This is a genomic window from Malaciobacter halophilus, assembly GCF_002837275.1.
GTDB lineage: Bacteria > Campylobacterota > Campylobacteria > Campylobacterales > Arcobacteraceae > Malaciobacter > Malaciobacter halophilus.
Genome location: NZ_NXIF01000040.1, coordinates 12,733 through 34,430, shown reverse-complemented (window position 1 = coordinate 34,430; position 21,698 = coordinate 12,733). Strand labels below are relative to the sequence as shown.

General features: G+C 27.7%; 22 protein-coding genes and 1 pseudogene. 21 read left to right on the top strand and 2 right to left on the bottom strand.

The genetic code is table 11. The features are described 5' to 3' along the window. The 8 genes and pseudogenes from CP960_RS10680 to gmk form a co-directional block, all read left to right on the top strand. Window positions 1-603 (top strand): annotated as a pseudogene (locus CP960_RS10680) (glycine betaine/L-proline ABC transporter ATP-binding protein); the annotation flags it as partial. Continuing rightward, window positions 596-1,609, top strand: coding sequence for a glycine betaine/L-proline ABC transporter permease ProW (gene proW, locus CP960_RS10675; protein WP_101185465.1), 1,014 nt, complete (start codon window positions 596-598; stop codon window positions 1,607-1,609). The pseudogene CP960_RS10680 and the gene proW, both read left to right, overlap by 8 nt. A gap of 9 nt (window positions 1,610-1,618) precedes the next feature. Then, complete coding sequence (gene proX / locus CP960_RS10670; protein WP_101185462.1) at window positions 1,619-2,596, top strand: glycine betaine/L-proline ABC transporter substrate-binding protein ProX; 978 nt, start codon at window positions 1,619-1,621, stop codon at window positions 2,594-2,596. A 219-nt stretch (window positions 2,597-2,815) separates the two neighbouring features. Continuing rightward, window positions 2,816-3,604, top strand: coding sequence for a 30S ribosomal protein S2 (gene rpsB, locus CP960_RS10665; protein ID WP_101185460.1), 789 nt, complete (start codon window positions 2,816-2,818; stop codon window positions 3,602-3,604). Between the two features lie 2 nt (window positions 3,605-3,606). Next, a complete protein-coding gene (tsf, locus tag CP960_RS10660) occupies window positions 3,607-4,653 on the top strand; it encodes a translation elongation factor Ts (RefSeq protein WP_101185458.1) in 1,047 nt (348 codons plus the stop codon). Window positions 4,654-4,671: 18 nt separating this feature from the next. Then, entirely contained in the window at window positions 4,672-5,358 is a 687-nt protein-coding gene (locus tag CP960_RS10655) for an ABC transporter ATP-binding protein (RefSeq protein WP_228152063.1), read from the top strand. Next, on the top strand, window positions 5,355-6,155 hold the full coding sequence (locus tag CP960_RS10650) for a hypothetical protein (protein WP_101185456.1): 801 nt from the start codon (window positions 5,355-5,357) through the stop codon (window positions 6,153-6,155). The genes CP960_RS10655 and CP960_RS10650 overlap by 4 nt, the downstream gene beginning before the upstream one ends. Beyond that, the gene (gene gmk / locus CP960_RS10645; protein WP_101185454.1) at window positions 6,155-6,775 is read left to right on the top strand and encodes a guanylate kinase; all 621 of its coding nucleotides are present in this window, start codon (window positions 6,155-6,157) and stop codon (window positions 6,773-6,775) included. The genes CP960_RS10650 and gmk overlap by 1 nt, the downstream gene beginning before the upstream one ends. An 11-nt stretch (window positions 6,776-6,786) precedes the next feature. Here the strand turns inward: gmk and CP960_RS10640 are convergent, their stop codons facing one another. Next, window positions 6,787-8,406 (bottom strand): EAL domain-containing response regulator, encoded by a 1,620-nt coding sequence (locus tag CP960_RS10640; RefSeq protein WP_101185452.1) that lies wholly within the window; start codon window positions 8,404-8,406, stop codon window positions 6,787-6,789. A gap of 105 nt (window positions 8,407-8,511) precedes the next feature. Here CP960_RS10640 and CP960_RS10635 point away from each other — a divergent pair, with 105 nt between their 5' ends. Genes CP960_RS10635 through ccoS form a run of 3 tightly spaced genes read left to right on the top strand, consistent with a single transcriptional unit; the run spans window position 8,512 to window position 11,672 of the window. Beyond that, on the top strand, window positions 8,512-9,009 hold the full coding sequence (locus CP960_RS10635; RefSeq protein WP_101185451.1) for an asparaginase domain-containing protein: 498 nt from the start codon (window positions 8,512-8,514) through the stop codon (window positions 9,007-9,009). Then, complete coding sequence (locus CP960_RS10630) at window positions 8,997-11,435, top strand: heavy metal translocating P-type ATPase (RefSeq protein ID WP_101185450.1); 2,439 nt, start codon at window positions 8,997-8,999, stop codon at window positions 11,433-11,435. Before CP960_RS10635 ends, CP960_RS10630 begins: the two co-directional genes overlap by 13 nt. Window positions 11,436-11,444: 9 nt before the next feature. Then, a complete protein-coding gene (gene ccoS / locus CP960_RS10625; RefSeq protein WP_101185449.1) occupies window positions 11,445-11,672 on the top strand; it encodes a cbb3-type cytochrome oxidase assembly protein CcoS in 228 nt (75 codons plus the stop codon). A gap of 33 nt (window positions 11,673-11,705) precedes the next feature. Here the strand turns inward: ccoS and CP960_RS10620 are convergent, their stop codons facing one another. Continuing rightward, a complete protein-coding gene (locus CP960_RS10620; RefSeq protein WP_101185448.1) occupies window positions 11,706-11,987 on the bottom strand; it encodes a c-type cytochrome in 282 nt (93 codons plus the stop codon). Window positions 11,988-12,151: 164 nt separating this feature from the next. On the opposite strand from CP960_RS10620, the gene CP960_RS10615 reads away from it, so the two are divergent. The 10 genes from CP960_RS10615 to prx-suh all read left to right on the top strand — a co-directional run bounded on the left by CP960_RS10615 (window position 12,152) and on the right by prx-suh (window position 21,696). Then, window positions 12,152-12,760 carry an ATP-binding cassette domain-containing protein gene (locus CP960_RS10615; RefSeq protein ID WP_101185447.1) on the top strand — a complete coding sequence of 203 codons (609 nt, stop codon included), beginning with the start codon at window positions 12,152-12,154 and terminating at the stop codon, window positions 12,758-12,760. Continuing rightward, the gene (hemH, locus tag CP960_RS10610; RefSeq protein ID WP_101185446.1) at window positions 12,747-13,679 is read left to right on the top strand and encodes a ferrochelatase; all 933 of its coding nucleotides are present in this window, start codon (window positions 12,747-12,749) and stop codon (window positions 13,677-13,679) included. Before CP960_RS10615 ends, hemH begins: the two co-directional genes overlap by 14 nt. Next, window positions 13,679-14,227 (top strand): AmmeMemoRadiSam system protein A, encoded by a 549-nt coding sequence (gene amrA / locus CP960_RS10605; RefSeq protein WP_101185445.1) that lies wholly within the window; start codon window positions 13,679-13,681, stop codon window positions 14,225-14,227. Before hemH ends, amrA begins: the two co-directional genes overlap by 1 nt. A gap of 6 nt (window positions 14,228-14,233) precedes the next feature. Then, a complete protein-coding gene (locus CP960_RS10600; protein WP_101185444.1) occupies window positions 14,234-16,078 on the top strand; it encodes an HD domain-containing phosphohydrolase in 1,845 nt (614 codons plus the stop codon). Window position 16,079: 1 nt separating this feature from the next. Further along, on the top strand, window positions 16,080-17,861 hold the full coding sequence (gene amrS, locus CP960_RS10595) for an AmmeMemoRadiSam system radical SAM enzyme (protein ID WP_101185443.1): 1,782 nt from the start codon (window positions 16,080-16,082) through the stop codon (window positions 17,859-17,861). Then, on the top strand, window positions 17,861-18,610 hold the full coding sequence (locus CP960_RS10590) for an ElyC/SanA/YdcF family protein (RefSeq protein ID WP_101185441.1): 750 nt from the start codon (window positions 17,861-17,863) through the stop codon (window positions 18,608-18,610). Before amrS ends, CP960_RS10590 begins: the two co-directional genes overlap by 1 nt. 65 nt (window positions 18,611-18,675) lie before the next feature. Further along, window positions 18,676-19,416 carry a metal ABC transporter ATP-binding protein gene (locus tag CP960_RS10585; RefSeq protein WP_101185439.1) on the top strand — a complete coding sequence of 247 codons (741 nt, stop codon included), beginning with the start codon at window positions 18,676-18,678 and terminating at the stop codon, window positions 19,414-19,416. Then, the gene (locus CP960_RS10580; protein WP_101185437.1) at window positions 19,406-20,215 is read left to right on the top strand and encodes a metal ABC transporter permease; all 810 of its coding nucleotides are present in this window, start codon (window positions 19,406-19,408) and stop codon (window positions 20,213-20,215) included. The genes CP960_RS10585 and CP960_RS10580 overlap by 11 nt, the downstream gene beginning before the upstream one ends. A gap of 45 nt (window positions 20,216-20,260) precedes the next feature. Then, complete coding sequence (locus CP960_RS10575) at window positions 20,261-21,103, top strand: CvfB family protein (RefSeq protein WP_101185435.1); 843 nt, start codon at window positions 20,261-20,263, stop codon at window positions 21,101-21,103. A 56-nt stretch (window positions 21,104-21,159) separates the two neighbouring features. Then, entirely contained in the window at window positions 21,160-21,696 is a 537-nt protein-coding gene (gene prx-suh / locus CP960_RS10570; RefSeq protein WP_101185433.1) for a thiol peroxidase Prx-SUH, read from the top strand. The last annotated feature ends 2 nt before the right edge of the window (window positions 21,697-21,698 follow it).

Sequence of the window (21,698 nt, the reverse complement as noted above, 5' to 3'; positions counted from 1 at the left end):
TTAATTAGGACAGAGATGCAAGATGAACTTTTAACTTTACAAAGTGAAGAGCAAAGAACAATTGTTTTTATTTCACATGATTTAGATGAAGCAATTAGAATTGGCGATAGAATTGCAATTATGCAACATGGAGAAATATCTCAAATTGGTACACCAGAAGAGATTATAAATAATCCTGCAAATGATTATGTTAGGTCATTTTTTAAAGGTGTTGATGTAACATCAGTATTAAATGCATCTCATATAGTTAAGAAAAATCACTCAACAATTATTAATAAACCAAGTTTTGGAATAAAGTCTGCATTACAATATATTAGTGATTTTGATGAGGACTATGCATATTTTATTGAAAAGAATGGAATATATATTGGATTATTAACAGTGGATTCTTTAAAAGAACAACAAAAAATTGGCGGTAGCTTACATGATGCAATTATAAAACAAGACTCAATTGATGAAAATTTACAAATATCTGAGTTTATATCTGATATTGCAGAGCATACTTTTCCAACTGCTGTTGTAGATGAAAAAGGAAAATATAAAGGAACTATTTCTAAAAGTAGTTTACTTAAAGTATTTGATGAAGGAGTAGAAAATGAGTAGTGATCCATGGGGAAATGCTTCTACTGCGCAAGAGAATAAAGAATCATCAGTAGATTGGACACAAACAGCAGCAGCTCCTGAAGAGAGTAAGGATTTTGATATTTTAAATCCTTTTGATGATGCTATTATTCCATTTGATACTTGGACTAATGATGCTATTAACTGGACAGTTGAAAACTTTAGAGAGTTTTTCTTAGCTGCAAAGTTACCAATTGATTTTGTTTTAAAATCTATTGAGTCATTTTTACTATTTTTAAACCCATATATAGTTATTGTATTTTTTGTACTTTTAGCCTTACAGTTTTCTACTAAAAAGATGGCTTTAGGAACAATGATTTCATTTTTTATTATTGGATTTATTGGTGCTTGGGAAGAGTCAATGATTACTCTTGCTTTAGTTTTAACAGCAGTATTTTTCTCTATTATAATTGGGCTTCCTTTAGGAATATGGAGTGCAAAAAGTGATACAGTTAATAAAGTTGTAAGGCCTATACTTGATGCAATGCAAACAACTCCTGCTTTTGTATATTTAATTCCTATTGTAATGTTGTTTGGAATTGGTAATGTTCCAGGTGTAATTGTAACAATTATATTTGCATTACCACCATTAATTAGACTTACAAATTTAGGTATTAGACAAGTTCCAGAAGATTTAATTGAAGCATCAAGGTCATTTGGTGCTAGTAGTACACAAATGTTATTTAAGGTACAAGTTCCAGTTGCAATGCCTACAATTATGGCAGGAGTAAACCAAACTCTAATGCTATCACTTTCAATGGTTGTAATTGCTTCAATGATTTCAGTTGGAGGATTAGGACAAATGGTATTAAGAGGAATTGGAAGACTTGATATTGGACTTGCTGCTGTTGGTGGACTAGGAATAGTTTTATTAGCAGTTATTTTAGATAGATTAACACAAGAGATGGGAAGAAAAGATAAAAGCAATAAATTAAGATGGTTTCAAAAAGGACCAATTGGTTTAGTTTATAAGCTAATAAAAAAATAAGGAGAATAGATGTTTGGTAAAAAATTAATTATTTCAGGATTAGCTTCACTTTTAGTCGCTACTTCATTGTTTGGGGCTAAAGTGCATGTTCTAAAATCAACAATAGCAGAAGAGGTATTTCAAACTTTAATTGTAGCAGAAGCTTTAAAAAAGATGGGTCATGAAATAGTTGACTTTAATGAAGTAAACTATGATATTGCATTTCAAACTATTGCAAATAATGCAAATAGTGATGAAGTGTATTTTTTAGCTTCAATGTGGGATCCATTACATAATGGAAAAATTAAAGCCTTAGGTGGAGAGAAAAAAATTACAAAGTATGATAAGTTTATCTCAAATTGTGCTCAAGGTTATTTAATTGATAAAAAGACTGCACAAAAACATAATATTAAGTATATTAATGATTTAAAAAAACCAGAAATTGCAAAACTTTTTGATTTAGATAATGATGGAAAAGCTGACTTAAGTGGATGTAATGCTGGTTGGGGATGCGAAAAAGTTATTGAATATCAATTAGATGCTTTTAAATTAAGAGATACTATTGAACATAATCAAGGGGAATACTCAGCTATAATTGCTGATACAATAGCAAACTATAAAACAGGAAAACCAATTTTATATTATACTTGGACTCCATATTGGGTAAGTGGTAAGTTAGTTCCAGGTAAAGATGTAGTGTTTTTACAAGTAACACACTCTGCAAATCCAAATACTGATTCTACAAAATTACCTAATGGTTCTGATTATGGATTTAATATTAATCATCAAAGAATTGTTTCTAATGCAAGTGTAAGAACAAAACATAAAGATATTGCGAAGTTATTTAATCTTATTAAAATAGATGTAAATGATATTTCTGGTCAAAATATGCTTATGGCAAATGAACAAAATAAAGAAAAAGATATAAAAAGACATGCTAAATTATGGCTTGAAAAAAATAAAGCTAAAATTGATGCATGGGTAAAAGAAGCAAAAGCTGCTAAGTAATCTACTACTTTGAAGAGAAGTTTCGCTTCTCTTCATTTCTACTTAAACTTAAATTAAAGTTAACTTGGATAAAATACGCGTTCTTATCATATTTTTAATATAAATTTGAATAAGAAACCTCACATGTGTCAATCCTAAAATGGGTTGTATTATTTGTTTGATACTAAGGGGCACAGAGGCTAAACCCAATTGAAAAAATAAAAACTTAGGAGAATCAATATGGTTACAATGAAAGACCTATTAGAGTGTGGTGTACACTTTGGACACCAAACAAGAAGATGGAATCCAAAAATGAAAAAATTCATTTTCGGTGTTAGAAAGAATATTTATATTATTGACTTACAAAAAACGTTAAGATATTTCAGATATACATATAATGTAGTAAGAGATGCAGCTGCTGAAGGTCAAACAATGATTTTTGTTGGTACTAAAAAACAAGCTAGTGAAGCTGTTAAAAAAGCTGCTGAATCTTGTGGTATGCCATATGTTAACCACAGATGGTTAGGTGGTATGCTAACAAACTATGGAACAATTAAAAAATCAATTAGAAAATTAGAAGTAATTAAAAAAATGAGAGAAGAAGGTCAATTTGATCTTTTAACTAAAAAAGAAGCTTTAATGCTTACAAGAAAAGAAGAAAAACTAGAGTTATATCTTGGTGGAATTAAAGAGATGAAAAATTTACCAGATATGATGTTTGTTCTTGATGCTGTTAAAGAAAAAATTGCTATTAAAGAAGCAAGAAGATTAGGAATTAAAGTTGTAGCTCCATTAGATACAAACTGCGACCCTGATGTTGTAGATTTCCCAATTCCAGGAAATGATGATGCAATTAGATCAATTCAATTATTTTGCCAAGAAATGGCAGCAGCAATTAATGAAGGTAAAGCTGCAGCTGCAGATGCTGAAGGAAATGATGAAGTAGAAGTTCCTGTAAGCGAAGAAGAAGCAAAAGAAGTTGTTGCTGAAGCAGTAGCTGAAGAAGAAAAAACTGAGGAGGAAGCATAATCATGGCAGGTGCAACTCCAAAATTAATTAAACAATTAAGAGAGATGACTGGTGCAGGTATGCTTGATTGTAAAAATGCTTTAAATGAGTGCGAAGGTGATTTAGATAAGTCAGTTCAACACTTAAGAGAAGCTGGTCTTGGTAAAGCTGCTAAAAAAGCTGGAAATGTTGCTGCAGAAGGTTTAATTTCTGTATTAATTAATGAAGACAATACAAAAGGTACAATTTTAGAGTTAAACTCTCAAACTGATTTTGTTGCTAAAAATGAAAATTTTATTGCATTAACTAAAGAGATTACTGCACATGCTCAAGAAAATGATATTAAAGATGCTGAAACTTTAGCATCTTCAACTATCAATGGACAAGAGTTCTCAACATTTTTAAATGAAAAAATTGCAACTATTGGTGAAAACTTAGTTGCTAGAAAATTAGCTGCTGTTGAAGGTGCAGTAGTAAATGGTTATGTACATGCAACTGGAAAAGTTGGTGTATTATTAGCTGCAACTTGTGATGATGCAGCAAAAGAAAAAACTGCAACATTATTAAGAAATATTGCTATGCATGCTTCAGCTATGAAACCAACAGTTATTTCATATACTGATTTAGACTCAGAGTTTGTAGAAGCTGAAAATAGAGCAATTAAAGCTGAAATTGAAGCTGAAAATGATGAATTAAAAAGATTAGGAAAACCATTAAAAAACATTCCTGATTTTGTTTCTAAATCTCAATTAACAGATGAAGCTCTTGCAAATGCAAAAGCTAAATTTGAAGCAGAATTAAAAGAGCAAGGTAAACCTGAAAAAATCTGGGATAAAATTATTCCTGGAAAAATTGAAAGATATATTCAAGATAATACTCAATTAGATGGAAGACTTGCTTTATTATCTCAAGCTTATGTAATGGATGATAAAAAAACTGTTGAACAAGCAATTGCGGAAGTTGATTCATCAATTAAAATCGTTGAGTACATTAGATTTGAACTTGGTGAAGGTATTGAGGTAGAAGAAGAAGATTTTGCTGCGGAAGTTGCAAAACAAATGGGTAAATAATCTTAATAAAGATTAATTGTGCACGAACAAAACTCTAACTCGTCACACTCTACAAGTAAACCCCTTTTGCTAGAAGCAAAAGGGGTTTCTCATAAATTTGACTACGAACTTTTTAATAATATTAATCTATGTTTACATGAAAAAGAGACTATTGCAATTATTGGAATGAGTGGAAGTGGAAAGTCAACTTTACTAAATATTCTATCTTCACTTTTAATGCCAAATAGTGGGGAAGTTTTTTTTGAACAAAAAGATATATATAAACAAAAAAAATCAAAGCTTTTAAATATACGTAGAGAAGATTTTGGTATAATATTTCAAGCACACTATCTTTTTAGAGGTTTTAGTGCAAAAGAGAATTTAGATATTGCCACACTACTTAGTTTAAATGAGATTGATGAAAAACTGCTTAAGACATTGGATATTGAGCATGTAATCAATCAAGGAGTTGGAGAACTAAGTGGAGGTCAACAGCAAAGATTATCAATAGCTAGGGTATTAACAAAAAAGCCAAAAGTGATTTTTGCTGATGAACCTACTGGGAATCTAGATAAAGATACTTCAACTCATGTAATTAATGCACTTTTTAAATATGTACACTCTTGTAATGCAGGACTTATATTAGTTACTCATGATGAAGAACTTGCTAAAAAGTGTGATAAAACTTATAAACTTGTTGATTTGAAGCTAGAGGAGATAAGGTGAATTTATTGTTGATTAGTAATACTCCAATAATTATAAAGATTTTTACACTTGTATGTAAAAAACTTGATTTAGAGTTGCTTGTACAAAGTAATCATGATGTTGAAGAAAAAAAAGATTTTATAATAATTGACCAAGAGTATATAGATGATAAGTTTAACACTCTTAAAAAATATTGTTCTAAATTAGGTGCAATTTGTAATGATGAACTTCCTTTTGAAAAAGCAAGAGATTTTATTATTCCTAGACCTTTTCTTCCTTTACAACTTCAAGAAATAATCAAAGAACAAATTGAGTTTATTGGTGAAGAAGAGACTTTACAAAAACAAGAGAATATTAAAAATAGTGCAAAATACTCTGCTGCTTCAATGTTAAGTGATGATTCAACAGAGGATTTAACTAATTATGTAGAATCACTTGCTGATAATATTGCTTCTGATATAGAAGATGATAATGATGAGAGTATTGTAACTTTGGCATCATTAAATGATGGTGGAGTTTTAGACAATAATGAATTATCTAAAATCTCAGATATATTAAGATATGACAATATTCAAAATGAAGTTGTTACTGATGAAAAAGAGAATGATTGGAAAGAGTTATCTGATATTATTGATGATGCTTTAAGTGAAGTAAATGATTATGATATTAATCAAGACCAGCCTTTAAAACTCATATTAAATAAATATAGTATTGATGAGTTAAGACCTTTACTTGAAAAGTTTGACCAAGGTGTAATTGATAAGCTTTCTAATGGAGAAGATATAGATTTAAAATTAAGCTTGAAGGAAAAAAATTAATGCAAGATAAGCATGGTGCAATATTACTTATTTCTGGTCCTAGTGGATGTGGGAAGTCAACACTTTTAAAAGAGGTTTATAAAGATATAAATGAGTATTATTTTTCAATATCTACTACTACAAGAGCACCAAGAGAGGGTGAAAAACATGGAGTTGATTATCTTTTTTGTAGTAAAGAAGAGTTTGAAAAAGATATTGCTGCTGGAAATTTTTTAGAGTATGCAGATGTTCATGGGAACTATTATGGTACTTCTTTAAAGCCTGTAAAAGAAGCTCTTGCTCAAGAAAAATTAGTAATATTTGATATTGATGTACAAGGGCATGACTTAGTAAAAAAGACTGAACTTGCATCTTATGTTACTTCAGTTTTTATAACAACACCTAGCTTAAAAGAGTTAGAAAATAGATTAAATAATAGAGCAACTGATTCAAAAGATGTTATTGAAAAAAGAGTTAAAAATGCAAAAATAGAGATTAATTCTATTGATAAATATGACTATTTTTTAGTAAATGATGATTTAAGTAAAGCTAGTAAAAAATTAGTTAGTATTGCAAATGCAGCTAGAATAAAAAGTACTTTATTTAATAAAGATTTAATTATTAAAGAGTGGATGAATTAACTCATCCTTTTTTATACCTCTTCAAAACTTACAGGTTTCCCAAAGTAGTAACCTTGTGAATAGTCAATTCCTAAAGATGTTACTTTTTCATATATCTCTTTACTACTTACAAACTCTGCAACAGTTGTAAACCCAAACTCTTTTGAGAAGTTAGAGATAGTATTTACAATAATTTCTTGATTTTTTGAGTGGTCGATTTCTTTTATTAAGGAACTATCAATTTTTACAAAATCAATATCTAAATTTGTAAGCATATTAAAGTTTGAGTATCCTGCACCAAAATCATCAACTCCAACAGTACAGCCTAAGGCTTTAACTTCTTTTATAAAATCTTTTACAATTTGAATATCTGAAATCTCTTCACTTTCTAATATTTCAAACTCTAAAAGTTTTGTAGCTTCGGGTTCATTTTTTAATTCTTCATATATGAAGTGTTGAGTTTCGCTACTTGCTATATCTTCAAAAGAGATATTTACTGCAACTCTTTTTTGTTTCTCATTTATTAGTAGTAGTGCTTCTTTTAGCATTACTTTAATTACATGTGGATATAGTTTTGCTTTCTTTGCAATATCTAAAAAATGAAATGGTGCGATAACATCTCCATTATCTTCAATAAATCTAATTAAGGCTTCATATTTGTAAATTTCTTGTGTTTTATTATCAACTATTGGTTGGTAAAAACCTTTAAAGTTACCATCTTTTAATCCATTTTTGATTTTCTTAACCCACTTTATATTCTCTTCAAAAGATTCTTGGATATTAAAAGAATCGTCATAAATCATAACTTGCTCAAATTTACTTCTTGCATAAGCAATAACTCTTTGAGAGTATTTATAGGCTCTATTACCATCTCCTTTTGCAATACCTATTGTTACATTCAAATCAACTTCATTATCATCTATAATTATTGACTCTTTTTGAATATTGTTTGCAAACTCTTTGCAAAGTTTTTTAAATTCATTTATATCTTTATTGTACTCTTTTGAAACAACTGCAAACTTATCTGCTTCTATTCTATAAATTTTATATTCATCTTTTGTAAAGTGTTCTTTTAAGTTGTCAGAAAATTCTGAAAGTATTTTATCTCCATTATTCTCTCCAAATAGGTCATTTAATGTTGAGAATTTATCGATATTTATAAGTGCCATTAAATCTTCATTTGTTTGAGCTAAATCTTTTTTTAATCTATTTCTATTTGGTAAGTGTGTAAGTTTATCAATATATAAATCTTTTAATTCATGATACAAAAGTGATTGGCTCATAGTTTGAAGTAATTTTTTCATATCTATTGGTTTAAGTACATATTTATCAACTCCAATATCAATAGCTTCTAATAAATACTCTGTATTAGAAAATGCAGTAGCAACAATAATAGGAATATTAGGATTAATTTGTTTAATCTCTTTTATCATCTCTAAACCATTCATATGAGGCATATTTACATCTGTAATGATAAGGTCAATCTCTTCTTCATTCTCTTTAAAAAGGTCAAGTCCTTCTTTACCATCTTGAGCAACAAACTGCTTTTTAGTAAAACCTTTTAAAATATTTAAAGTAATTTCCCTTAAGCTTGCTTCATCTTCAGCATACAAAATTGTAATATTTTTTAATATTGAGATATTATTTATCATTAAGACTTACTCCAAAGTTAATACGGTATAATAATAATTATTGTTTTAGAAAATTATTATTCATTTATATAAAATAATAACATAAAAGCATTTAAAAGAGGTTATATGAATAAACTACTAGTGATTAATACAGGCGGAACTTTTAATAAAAGGTATAATGAACAAACAGGAACTTTAGATGTAGCACAAGATAATAAAGCTATTTTAGATATTTTAAATAAGTGTGCTAGAGGTAATTTAAAAATTGATATTAAAGGTATTATTTTTAAAGACTCATTAAAAATAGATGATGATGATAGAGAAGAGATGGTAGAAACAATTGGTAAATATGATAAAATATTAATTGTACATGGTACAGATACAATGGACGAAACTGCCAAATTTATTGAATCAAAAATAAAAGATAAATTAGTTGTTCTAACAGGAGCAATGCATCCTTACTCAATTGATCAAATTGAAGCTACATCAAACTTTATGATTGGGCTTAGTTTTCTTCAAACATATGAAAATACAGGAGTATTCATATCAATGCATGGGCTTGTAAAAGAGCATGAAAAACTTATTAAAAATAGAGACTTAGGAATATTTCAGTGCCAAGAGTAAAGTGTGACCATTGTCACTTAGAGTATGATGAAGATATTATGATAAAAGAGGACTCTTTAAATTTTTGCTGTAAAGGGTGCCAAGGAGTTTATCATCTTTTAAAAGATGATGGATTGGACTCTTTTTATGATAAACTTGGAAATAAATCAATTGCTCCTCCCCTTCAAGTAGATAGTGATGTACAAAGATTTGACACAAAAAGTTTTGAAGATAATTTTATTAAAACAACACAAGAGGGATTTAAAAGAGTTGATTTAATTATTGAAGGAATTCATTGTGCTGCATGTGTTTGGCTAAACGAAAAAGTCTTATATGATACAGATGGAATAATTGAAGCAAATATTAATTTTTCAACAAATAAAGCAAAGGTAGTTTGGGATGAAGAAAAGATTAAACTATCTGAAATAATACTAAAAATAAGAAGTATTGGTTATAACGCTTATGCTTATGATGCAACAATAGCAGATGAAAAAGCTACAAAATCCAAAAGAGATTTTTTTATTAGAATGATGGTTGCAGTTTTTGCAACAATGAATATTATGATGTTATCTGTTGCAAAATATACAGGTTTTTTTACAGGTATTTCTGAAGAAGTAAGAGGCTTTATACATTTAGGAGAGTTTATTTTAGCCACTCCTGTACTTTTTTATAGCGGGTGGATTTTTTATAAAGGAGCTTATTTTGGCTTAAAAAATCGTATTTTAAATATGGATTTTTTAGTTAGTTCAGGAGCAACTTTTTCATATATTTATTCTTTATATATTCTTTTTGGAGGAAAAGGAGAGAGCTATTTTGATAGTGTTGCTATGATTATTACTTTTGTTTTAGTTGGAAAATATCTTGAAGTAATTGGTAAAAAATCAGCAGTTGATACTCTTGATAAAATTAAAAGTTCTATCCCCCTTGAAGCAGTAGTAATAGAAGATGAAATAAAAAAAGTATTACCTATTAATAGTGTGAAAGTTGGAGATATTGTTGAGTTAAAAGCAGGAGAAAAAGCATCCTTTGATGGAGAATTAGAATCAAGTAGTGCTTCATTTGATGAATCAAGTATGAGTGGAGAGTCTTTACCTGTTGATAAACAAAAAGGTTCTAAAATATTTAGTGGAACAATAAACTGTGAAAAAGTTATTAGATATAAAGTAAGTAAAACTTATGAAGATTCAACTTTAAACTCAATAGTAACGCTTTTAGAAGACTCTCTTAGTTCAAAACCAAAAATAGAGCATAAAGCAAATGAAATCTCAAAAGGTTTTAGTTTAGCAATTTTGTCTTTATCAGTTTTAACTTTTATTGTTTGGTATTATTTTGGTATTGATTTGGGTTTTGATTATGATGGTGCAAATCATTTTGAAAAATCTTTTATAGTTGCTATATCTGTTATTGTGATTGCTTGTCCTTGTGCATTAGCATTAGCTACACCTATTGCTAGTTTAATTGGTATTTCAGAACTTGCAAAAAAAGGTTTATTATTTAAAGAAGCTAAATATATTGAAACTTTGGCAAAAGCTGACACTTTAGTTATGGATAAAACAGGAACTATTACAAAAGGAAAACTAAAAGTTAAAAAAGCAAGGATATTAGATGATAATATTCATAAATTAAATCTTTTATATACACTTTTAGATAGTTCAAGCCATCCAATAAGTAACTCTGTAAAAGCCTATATGAAAGAGAATTTTAAACTTGAAACAAAACAACTATTTGATATACAAAGTGTTGATGCTAAAGGAGTAGTTGCAAAATATAAAAATTTAGATGGTAAGTTATTTAAACTACTTGGTGGAAATATAAAACTATTAAGAGATAATAATATTAATTATAAATTTGAGAGTAAAAACTCTGTATATTTATTTGCAATCGATTCTAAAGTTATTGCTACTTTTGAACTTGAAGATGAGATAAAAGAGGGTGCAAAACAGTTTGTTTCAAATATAAAAAAACTTGGTTTAGAAGTTGTTATGTTAACTGGAGATAATGAATCAACTGCTAAAAAAGTAGCTTCAAGTGTAGGAATTAAAAACTATGTTGCTGAGGTTAATCCTTTAGAAAAAGCACAGTTTATACAAGACTTAAAAGATAAAAATAGAAATGTAATTATGGCAGGAGATGGAATAAATGATTCTGTTGCTTTAGCAAAGAGTGATGTTTCTATTGCTATGGGAAATTCAGCTGATATTGCTTTAAGTGTTTCTGATATTGTATTATTAAATAATTCATTAAATAGTTTAGAGTTAGCCTTTACTATTTCAAGAAGAACATATAAATTTATTAAGCAGAATCTTTTTATATCTTTATTATATAATGCAATAACTATTCCTTTAGCAATGGCTGGATATGTTATTCCTTTAGTTGCTGCACTTTCAATGAGTTTAAGTTCACTTATAGTTGTGGGTAACTCAATGAGAATTAAATTAAGAAAATAAGGAAGTTATATGATAGAAGATACATTATTGATGATGCTTATTGTTGGACTTGTAGTATCCTTTGCTATTCTTGGGATTTTTATTTGGGGTGCAAAAAGTGGACAGTTTGATGATGGTGATAAAATGATGGGTGGCTTACTTTTTGATTCAACTGATGATTTAAATGATGCAAAAAAGAAAGAACTTAAAATAGAAGAAGCAAAAAAAGGGCAAAAAAAAAGTAAGTCAGATAAGTGACTTACTTTCTTTCTATAATTGATAAATTATAAATTATTTAAATGAAGCAATTTTTTTAGCTAAATCTTTGATGTCTGCATCTGAAAGTCTTGCAACTTGTCCTTTCATTACACCTTTCATAGCTCCACCATAAGAACCGTCTTTGTAACCTTGTAATGCTTTAATAGTTTTAGCTTCGTCCCAACCAGCAATAACTTGTGATTTACCTAAAGCTTTTTTTTCTGCATTTTGGCCATGGCAACTTGCACATGCTGCCCAGTTTGCAGCCATTACAGAAGCTGCAGCTATTAATGTTCCTAAAACAATTTTTTTCATTATCTCTCCTTGAAATATGTAAGACGATAATTTTATCTTTTTTTTTCTTGTATAAACTTTTAATATAAATATTAATATTTTTATAAACTTTATTTAATCTATATACTATTTTAAAGCCATCTTATTATATTATAATCTTTAATATATAAGTATTTAGGTAGGCAATGAGCGATAGTTTGGTATTGAGTATTAAAAATCTTGATTTCTCTTATAATAATAAAAAGATGATATATAAAGACTTTAGCTTAAATTTAAAAAAAGGTGAGTTAGTATGTATTGTAGGAGAGAGTGGAAAAGGTAAAAGTACACTATTTGAATTAATTTGTAATAACTTAAAACCTCAAAAAGGTACAATTGAAGTTAAAAAAGTTAGTTCAATTTTTCAAGACCCTTATAGCTCTTTTCATCCATCTTTTAAAATATTAGAGCAAATTAAAGATGTAGTTGATAAAAAAAACTTAGACGATGAAATAACAAAACTATGTAGTGAACTAACTTTGGATAAGAAACTTTTAGAAAAAAAACCTCATGAATTAAGTGGAGGACAACTTCAAAGGTGTTCTATTTTAAGAAGTTTACTTATGAAACCTGAACTTTTACTTGTAGATGAAGCCACATCAGCTTTGGATAATATAATAGCATTAGAAGTAATGAAACTTTTAATTAAATATTTAGATAATTGTGCAATACTTTTAATTACGCATGACATCTCTTTAGCAAAATGGTGTGCAGATAAAATAATAGATTTAAATAGGTTATATGATGAAAAATAAAAAAGCATTAGTTTTATTAAATATGGGTGGTCCAAGAACAAAAGATGAGTTGAAAATGTTTTTAACTAATATGTTTAATGATAAAAACATAATTACTGTAAAAAGTAGTCTTTTACGAAAAATGATTGCTTTTTTTATTACTACTTCAAGATTAAATGAAGCATGGAAAAATTATGAACAAATAGGTGGTTTTTCTCCTATTAATAAAACAACAGAAGATTTAGTAGAGAAACTAAATAATAATTTTGATGATATATATGTAACACAAGCAATGAGATATACTCCTCCTTTTGCAACAACAGCTATTAATGAGATTAAGAAACAAGGAATAAAAGATGTTGTTTTACTTCCTTTATATCCTCAATATTCTACAACAACAACTAAATCATCTGTTGAAGATTTTTATGAAGCTGCAAAGGGTGAATTTAATATAGAAGTTATTGAACCTTTTTATAAAAATGATAGTTTTAATGAAATAGTTGTAAATGAACTAGTATCAAAAGTAGAAGATGTAAGTGAGTATAATTTAATCTTTTCAGCTCATGGTTTGCCTCAAAAAATAGTTGATGCAGGAGATGTATATGAAAAACATGTAAATGAGCATGTTGATATATTATCAAAAAAATTAAAAAGTAAAGGATATGATTTTAAATCAATAAACTTAGCTTATCAATCAAAAGTTGGTCCTATGAAATGGCTTGAACCCTCACTTGATGATATGTTGAAAAATTTTAAAAATCAAAAAGTTTTAATATATCCAATCGCTTTTATTATTGATAATTCAGAAACAGATTTTGAATTAAGTATTGAATATAAAGAGATTGCACAAGAGTTAGGAGTTAGTGATTATAAAGTGTGCAAGTGTGTAAATGATAGTGAAGAATTTCAAAATACAATTAAACAACTAATAGGAAAATAATGGATTTAAAAGTTCTTTTAGATATTGCTAGAAAAAGCATTTTTACATATTTTGATAACTCTTTAATTTTAAATAAACAGTTTTATTTATCAAATTATGATGAGTTAAATGAGCAAAGAGCAACTTTTGTAACTCTTACACTAAATGGAAGGCTAAGAGGTTGTATAGGCTCTTTAAATGCTCATACTTTTTTATATGAAGATGTTTTTATAAATGCAAGAAAAGCAGCTTTTAATGATCCAAGATTTGAACCTTTAAAGTTTAAAGATTTCACAAATATCAAAATTGAAGTATCAGTTTTAACTCCACCAAAAAAATTAGATTACATTGATAGATATGATTTAAAAGAAAAATTAATACCAAATAAACATGGAGTTATCTTAAAGTATAATAGTAATCAAGCCACTTATTTACCACAAGTTTGGGAGCAACTTACAGGTTTTGATGAGTTTATTGACTCATTATGTATTAAAGCAGGTGTTTCATCATCTTGTTTAAATGACAATGCACAAATTTATGTGTATGAAGCTTTAAAAATTAAGGAATAGTAGTTTATGCAACAGCAAGAGATTTCTAAAAAAGATTTAACAATCTTATATGTTGAAGACGAAGATTTAATAAGAGATGAAATAGCTAAGATTTTAAATCTTATAGCAAATAGAGTTTTTACTGCATCAAATGGTCAAGAAGGACTACAAACTTTTGAAAATGAACAAATTGATTTGGTAATAACTGATGTAAATATGCCAAAATTAAATGGTTTTGAGATGCTAAAACAAATAAGAGAGCTAAATAGTGAGACTCCTGCTATTATACTCTCTGCTTTTTCACAACCTGATTTTATAAAGCAAGCAAATCAAATTGATATTGTAAATGATTATTTACTAAAACCTGTAGATGTTTCTACTCTTTTTAATAAAGTAAATAAAGCTTATAAAAAGATACAAAGTCAAAAAGAGTATGAAAATGTTACAAAACTTTTAGAGCAGTATAAGATTGCTGTTGATAAATCTGCTATTGTTTCAAAAACAGATGCAAAAGGTAAAATAGTATATGCAAATAAACAATTTTGTGATATTTCAGGATATACTTTAGAAGAGTTACTTGGAAATTCACATAATCTAGTAAGGCATCCTAATAATAGTAAAGAGTTTTTTAAACAGATGTGGCATACTATAAAAACTGAAAAAAGAGTATGGCAAGGAAGATTTAAAAATAGAGCAAAGGATGGTTTAACATACGTAGTTGATGCTACGATTGTACCTATACTAAACTCAAAAAATGAGATTGATGAATTTATAGCTATTAGATATGATGTAACAGAAGTAGAAGCGTACAAGGAGTTTTTGCAAGAGAAACTTTTTTCTTCACAAGAAGATGCAACAAAAAGTGTTCATTTATTAAAAGAGTATGAACATATGATTAATATAAGTGCTTCTGTTGTAAGAGTTGATATAAATAAAAACATTACTTTTGCAAATGATAGATTATTACAGCTATTACACTTTGAAGAAGAGATTGATATAATAGGTAAAGAATTTCTGACAATTATTGATAAAAGTTCATATGAAGAGTATGAAAAAGTTTTTGAAGATATTTTAAACAAGGGCTTATACAGAGGTGTTTTAAATTTTTGTTGTAATAGCAAAAATAGTTTTTATAATATGGATTTTACTTTTAGAGCAATTAAAGATATTGATGGAAATATAAAAGAGTTTATGGGAATTGGTAAAAATATTACTGAAACTATAAATTTGCATAAAGAGATTGAAGATACCCAAAAAGATGTAATTTTTTCTCTTGGTACAATTGGAGAAGCTAGAAGTAAAGAGACAGGAAATCACGTTAAAAGAGTTGCTGAATACTCATATTTGTTAGCAAAAAAATATGGTTTAAGTCAAGAAGAAGCAGAGTTAATAAGAGTTGCTTCACCTATGCATGATATTGGTAAAGTTGCTATTCCTGATAATATTTTAAATAAACCAGGAAAATTTACAAAAGAAGAGTTTGAAGTTATGAAAGAGCATGCGAAATTGGGTTATGATATGCTTAAAAACTCCTCTAGGCAAATTCTTAAAGCCTCTGCAACGGTTGCCTATGAACATCACGAAAAATGGGATGGAACAGGTTATCCTAGAGGCTTAAGTAAAGAACAAATTCATATTTTTGGAAGAATTACTGCAGTTGCAGATGTTTTTGATGCTTTAGGAAGTGATAGATGTTATAAAAAAGCATGGCCATTAGAAAAGATTTTAAATCTATTTAAAGAGCAAAAAGCAAAACATTTTGAGCCAAAACTTGTTGATATTTTCTTTGAAAACTTAGATGAGTTTTTAGAAATTAGAGATAAATATAAAGATGATTATGAAGAGTTAGAGGATTTAGAGGCATATAGATAAAATGCAGTATTACAAAGAGAAAAATGGCAAACAAACCTGTTTACTTTGTAGTTATTATTGTCATTTAAAACCAAACCAAGTGGGTTTATGTGGAGTTAATAAAAATATCAATAATAGTATAAAATGCTTAGTTTATGGACACATTAGTGCTTTTAATATAGACCCAATTGAAAAAAAACCTCTTTATCACTTTTTACCTAATAGTAAATCTTTATCTTTAGGAACTATTGGGTGTAATTTTAAGTGTAGTTTTTGTCAAAATCATGGAATTTCACAAGAAAAAAATATAAATACCAGTAATTATATTTCACCACAAGAAATAGTTCAAATAGCAATACAAAAAGATTGTAAATCAATCTCTTATACATATAATGAACCAACTATTTTTTATCCTTTTGCAAAAGATATAGCAGTTGAAGCTAAAAAATATAATATAAAATCAGTTTTTGTAAGTAATGGTTTTGAAAGCAAAGAAGTTATTGACGATATGCAAGGTATTATAGATGCTGTAAATATTGATTTAAAATCTTTTAGTAATAGCTATTATAAAAAAGAGCTTGGTGGAAACTTACATCAAGTTTTACAAAACTTAATTCATTTTAAAAATAATGGAATTTGGGTTGAGGTTACAACTCTTATTATTCCTAGTAAAAATGATTCTATAAAAGAGCTTAGTTTGATTGCTAATTTTATAAAAGAGAATTTAGGAGAGGATACTCCTTGGCATTTAAGTGCTTTTCATCCTGATTATAAAGACCTTGAACTTCCACGAACTTCTTTTGATAAACTAAAACAAGCTTACGATTTAGCAAAAAGTATAGGTTTAAATAATGTCTATATTGGAAATATAGGATATGAAAATAATACTTATTGTAAAACTTGTAAAGAGTTGTTAATAAGTAGAGAGTATTATAAAATAAACAAAGATATTATTGTTAATGGAAGATGTCCTAAATGTAATACAAAAGTTCAAGGAGTTTATGAAATGAGTAAAAGAAAAGCAGTTGTAGCAGGAACTTTTTATCCTAGTAAAAAAGATGAGATTATAAAACTTATAAAAGATTTTAATAGTAAATTCAAATTAAAAAAACTAGCCTTAGAACCAAAAGCTATTATAGTGCCTCATGCTGGCTATATTTATAGTGGCTTTACTGCAAATTTAGCTTATAATATTGCTTCAAAAAATCAAGAATATAAAAGAGTTGTTGTTATAGGTCCTTCTCATAAACTCTATTTTAAGAAAGCTTCTGTTTGTTTAAAACATAAATATGAAACTCCTTTAGGAGATATTAATATAGATTTAGATTATGCAAATAAACTAATAAAGAATTATAAATGGTGTGATTATATACAAGAAGTCCATGAAGAGCACTCAACAGAAACACAAGCACCCTTTATAAAACACTATTTTTCAAATAGTGAAATTGTTGAGATTGTTTATGGAAAAATAGATTTTAATGAATTAAGTGAATTAATACAACAAATAGTTGATGAAAAGGATACTTTTTTAGTTATTAGTACAGATTTAAGTCATTTTTATAATTTAAAAGAGGCAAATAGTATAGATAATATTTGTTTGAATGCAATTGTTAAAAAAGATTTATCTTTATTTGATAAAGGGGCAGAAGCTTGTGGAATGATAGGTGTTAAAGCATTAGTTAAAGCCTCTATTAAAAAGAGTTTAGAAAATGAAGTATTACACTATTGTACTAGTTATGATAGAACAAAAGATGATTCAAAAGTTGTAGGATATGCTTCTGTTTTAGTAGGATACAATAATTGATGTTTTTGCTAAAAAAATTTATTGCTAGCTTTTTAATGCCTTTTTCTATTGGCTTAATGATTTTTTTATTAGCTTTAATTCTTTTTTATAAGAAATCATATTTTAAAAGTAAACTTCTTTTTCTAATCTCTTTTTTATGGTTGATTTTATTATCTTATGAACCCATTTCAAATAGATTATTACTACCTTTAGAAAGTAGTTATAAGGCTTTAAAAACTATTCCAAAAGATGTAAAATATATAGTTGTTTTAGGAAGTGGGCATACTACAAATAAAAGCTTAAGTATAACTTCACAGCTAAGTACCACTGCTTTAAATAGGTTTTTAGAAGCATATAGAATATATAAAGAGCTTAATTCTAGTAAACTTGTTTTTTCTGGATATAGTGGTAAAGATAAACTTACTTCCCATGCTAAAATGCAAGAAAAGCTTGCTTTGACTTTAAAAGTTGATGTAAATGATATTATTACTTTATCTAAACCTAAAGATACAATTGAAGAGGCTTTAGCTATAAAAAAACTTTTGAAAGATGAAAAATTTATAGTTGTAACTTCTGCTTCACATATGAAAAGAGCTATGATGATATTTCAAAAATATAAATTAAATGCAATTCCTGCTGTTACAAATCATCTTGCAAAAGATAAAGGAAAATTTCTTTCTAGACCAAAAGCATATAGTTTATACAAGTCAGAATTAGCTTTTCATGAGTATCTAGGAATTTTATGGCTTAAAATTAGAGACTTTTTTTGATAAAAAATTAATATATTTTTAGATACTATCGCAACTTAGTTGCATTTAAATATAAAGGTAAATATTTGGATATAGTACAAATAAAAGATTTATCATTTAAATATGATAAAGTAAATGTTTTAGAAAATATTAATTTAGATATAAAAAAAGGTGATTTTTTAGCTATTATTGGACCAAATGGTGGAGGAAAATCTACTTTATTAAAACTGATTTTAGATTTAAAAGAGCCTCAAAAAGGAACAATCAAAAAGAATTTAAGCGATGATAGTTTTGGATATGTTCCTCAAAATACAAATTTAAATATCGATTTTCCTATAACTGCACTTGAAGTTGTTCTTATGGGGCATATTGGTTCAAAAAAGAGATTTTTTGGTTATTCAAAAGAGGATATTTCTTGTGCGATGAACTCTTTATCACAAGTTGGAATGAAAGAGTTTGCAAAAAGTAAGATAGGAAATTTAAGTGGAGGACAAAGGCAAAGGGTTTTTATTGCTAGAGCTCTTTGTGCAAATCCTGAAATAATGTTACTTGATGAACCAACAGCAAGCATTGATGTTAAAGGACAAAAAGAGGTTTATGAACTACTTGCAAATTTAAATAAAAGTATTACAATAGTTGTAGTAAGTCATGATATTTCTGTATTGTTAAATTATGCAAAAAGTGTTGCACATGTAAATAAGAATTTAGTTTATCATAAACTTGATAATTTAAATAATAATATTGATGAAAATGAACACTTATGCGAGGTTGAACTTCTTTCAGCCCTTGGAAAAAACTCTAGTTGTGGATGTAAACATGGATGCTAATATATTAATGCAAGCTTTATCTTTTGACTTTGTTCAAAATGCACTTTTTGCTGGAGTTTTAATCTCAATTGCAGCAGGAATAATTGGTTCTTTAGTTGTAGTAAATAGACTTACATTTTTAGCAGGTGGAATAGCACATAGTTCATATGGAGGAATTGGTTTAGCAATTTTTTTAGGTATTCCTATTTTATTTGGGGCTACGCTATTTGCAGTTTTAACTGCAGTTTTTATTGCTTTTATTACACAATATAATAAAACAAGAATTGATAGTATTATTGGAATGATGTGGGCCTTGGGTATGGCTGTTGGTATTATTTTTGTTGATTTAACTCCTGGATATAATGTAGATTTAATGAGTTATTTATTTGGTTCAATTATTGCAGTTTCAAATGAAGATATTTTGTATATGTTAGTATTAGATTGCTTAGTCATACTTCTTGTAACTATTTTTTATAAAGAGATTTTAGCTGTATCATATGATAGTGAATTTGCAAAACTAAGAGGTATTAGTGTTAGGTTTTTTTATACCTTAATCTTAATCTTAGCAGCCTTATGTGTAGTTGCTGCGATTAGAGTAGTGGGATTGATTTTAGTTATAGCACTATTAACAATACCTACTTATCTTGCAGAGTTTTTTGCATCAAGACTTTCAACAATGATGATTATTAGTTCACTTTTTGCACTATTTTTTACAATAAGCGGTTTATTAATATCCTATTTTTACGATATAAGTTCAGGAGCTAGCATTATTATAGTTGGAGTAGTTACTCTTTTTATTGTAAAAGTTATAAAAAGATAATATTTAGATATAATAACAAAAATTTAAATTAACGGAATAACCAAAATGAATAAACAGATAAAATTAGGACAAATTAATACATTAAAGATAAATAGAGCTAGTGAACCTGGCCTTTATTTAATAAGTGAAGATGAAACAGAAGTTTTACTTCCTAATGTTTATATAAAAGAGCAGATGCAGTTTGGTAAACTAATTGATGTTTTTATCTATACTGATAGTGAAGATAGATTAGTTGCTACTACCTTAACACCTAAAATAAAGCTTAATGAAATAGCACCTTTAGAAGTAGTTGATATAGCAAAATTTGGTGCTTTTGTTGATATAGGTTTGCCAAAAGATATTTTAGTACCTAAAAATAAACAAAAATCACCTTTTAAAGTTGGAGAAAAAAGAGTTTTAAAACTTATAGAAGATGAAAAAACACATAGATTAATTGCCACTGAAAAGTTTAAAGAAGAGTACGATAAAAATGTAAATAGTTTCAAAAAAAATGATGAAGTAGAGATAATAGTTTATAAAAAAACTCCTTTAGGATTTAAAGTTTATGTAAATAAGAAATTTGAAGGTATGATTTATCATTCAGAGATATTTACAAAATTAAATATTGGTGATATTAAAAAAGCGTATGTTAAAACTGTAAGAACTGATGGCAAATTAGATATTATATTACAAAAAATTGGTGTGAAAAATAGTGATGAAGATTTACATAAAATTGTTGAAGTTTTAAAGCAAAATAATAATTATTTAGAAGTTACATCTAAAAGTGATTCAGCATTAATTACTAAACTTTTTGAAATGAGTAAAAAAAGATTTAAATCTGCATTAAATACATTAGTTACTGAAAATAGAGTAGTTTTAGATTCAAATGCTATAAAGTTAAACCATTAAGAAATGTTTCAAAATAATTTTATATAATAGTTAAATTAAACAATTAAGGATATAAAATGGCAGTTACGCATTTAAAAGGTGAAGAAGTTAAACTTACTGGAAATGAAGTAAATGTTTCAGATGTTGCACCTATTGTAAAAATTGTAGGACAAGATTTAAGTGAAATAGAAGTAGGTGGAGAAAAAGGTTGTGCTCAAGTTGTAGTAACTGTTCCATCTTTAGATACTCCAGTTTGTGCAGCAGAAGCAAGAAAGTTTAATGAAGAGGCTACAAAATTAGAAGATGTAGAAGTTATTGTAGTTTCAATGGATTTACCTTTTGCTATGGGTAGATTTTGTACTACTGAAGGAATTGAGAGCTTAAAAGTTGGAAGTGATTTTAGAAGTAAAGAGCTTTCAAAAGCTTATGGAGTCTTAATTGAAGATGGAGTTTTAGCAGGAATCGCTGCAAGAGCTGTATTTGTAATTGATGCAAGTGGAGTAATTACTTATAAAGAGATTTGTAATGAAATCACTGAAGAACCAAATTATGAAGCTGCACTTGAAGCTGCAAAAGATGCAACAAATACTTCTTGTTGTGGAACTTGTCAATAGTC

Excerpts from the sequence above, each read along its gene's own strand:
- CP960_RS10575 (WP_101185435.1), top strand. The coding sequence starts at position 20,261 with ATGAATAAACAGATAAAATTAGGACAAATTAATACATTAAAGATAAAT.
- rpsB (WP_101185460.1), top strand. The coding sequence starts at position 2,816 with ATGGTTACAATGAAAGACCTATTAGAGTGTGGTGTACACTTTGGACAC.
- CP960_RS10620 (WP_101185448.1), bottom strand. The coding sequence starts at position 11,987 with ATGAAAAAAATTGTTTTAGGAACATTAATAGCTGCAGCTTCTGTAATG.
- hemH (WP_101185446.1), top strand. The coding sequence starts at position 12,747 with ATGATGAAAAATAAAAAAGCATTAGTTTTATTAAATATGGGTGGTCCA.
- proX (WP_101185462.1), top strand. The coding sequence starts at position 1,619 with ATGTTTGGTAAAAAATTAATTATTTCAGGATTAGCTTCACTTTTAGTC.
- ccoS (WP_101185449.1), top strand. The coding sequence starts at position 11,445 with ATGATAGAAGATACATTATTGATGATGCTTATTGTTGGACTTGTAGTA.
- proW (WP_101185465.1), top strand. The coding sequence starts at position 596 with ATGAGTAGTGATCCATGGGGAAATGCTTCTACTGCGCAAGAGAATAAA.
- CP960_RS10580 (WP_101185437.1), top strand. The coding sequence starts at position 19,406 with ATGGATGCTAATATATTAATGCAAGCTTTATCTTTTGACTTTGTTCAA.
- amrA (WP_101185445.1), top strand. The coding sequence starts at position 13,679 with ATGGATTTAAAAGTTCTTTTAGATATTGCTAGAAAAAGCATTTTTACA.
- prx-suh (WP_101185433.1), top strand. The coding sequence starts at position 21,160 with ATGGCAGTTACGCATTTAAAAGGTGAAGAAGTTAAACTTACTGGAAAT.
- CP960_RS10615 (WP_101185447.1), top strand. The coding sequence starts at position 12,152 with ATGAGCGATAGTTTGGTATTGAGTATTAAAAATCTTGATTTCTCTTAT.
- amrS (WP_101185443.1), top strand. The coding sequence starts at position 16,080 with ATGCAGTATTACAAAGAGAAAAATGGCAAACAAACCTGTTTACTTTGT.
- CP960_RS10590 (WP_101185441.1), top strand. The coding sequence starts at position 17,861 with ATGTTTTTGCTAAAAAAATTTATTGCTAGCTTTTTAATGCCTTTTTCT.
- CP960_RS10640 (WP_101185452.1), bottom strand. The coding sequence starts at position 8,406 with ATGATAAATAATATCTCAATATTAAAAAATATTACAATTTTGTATGCT.
- gmk (WP_101185454.1), top strand. The coding sequence starts at position 6,155 with ATGCAAGATAAGCATGGTGCAATATTACTTATTTCTGGTCCTAGTGGA.
- tsf (WP_101185458.1), top strand. The coding sequence starts at position 3,607 with ATGGCAGGTGCAACTCCAAAATTAATTAAACAATTAAGAGAGATGACT.
- CP960_RS10635 (WP_101185451.1), top strand. The coding sequence starts at position 8,512 with ATGAATAAACTACTAGTGATTAATACAGGCGGAACTTTTAATAAAAGG.
- CP960_RS10600 (WP_101185444.1), top strand. The coding sequence starts at position 14,234 with ATGCAACAGCAAGAGATTTCTAAAAAAGATTTAACAATCTTATATGTT.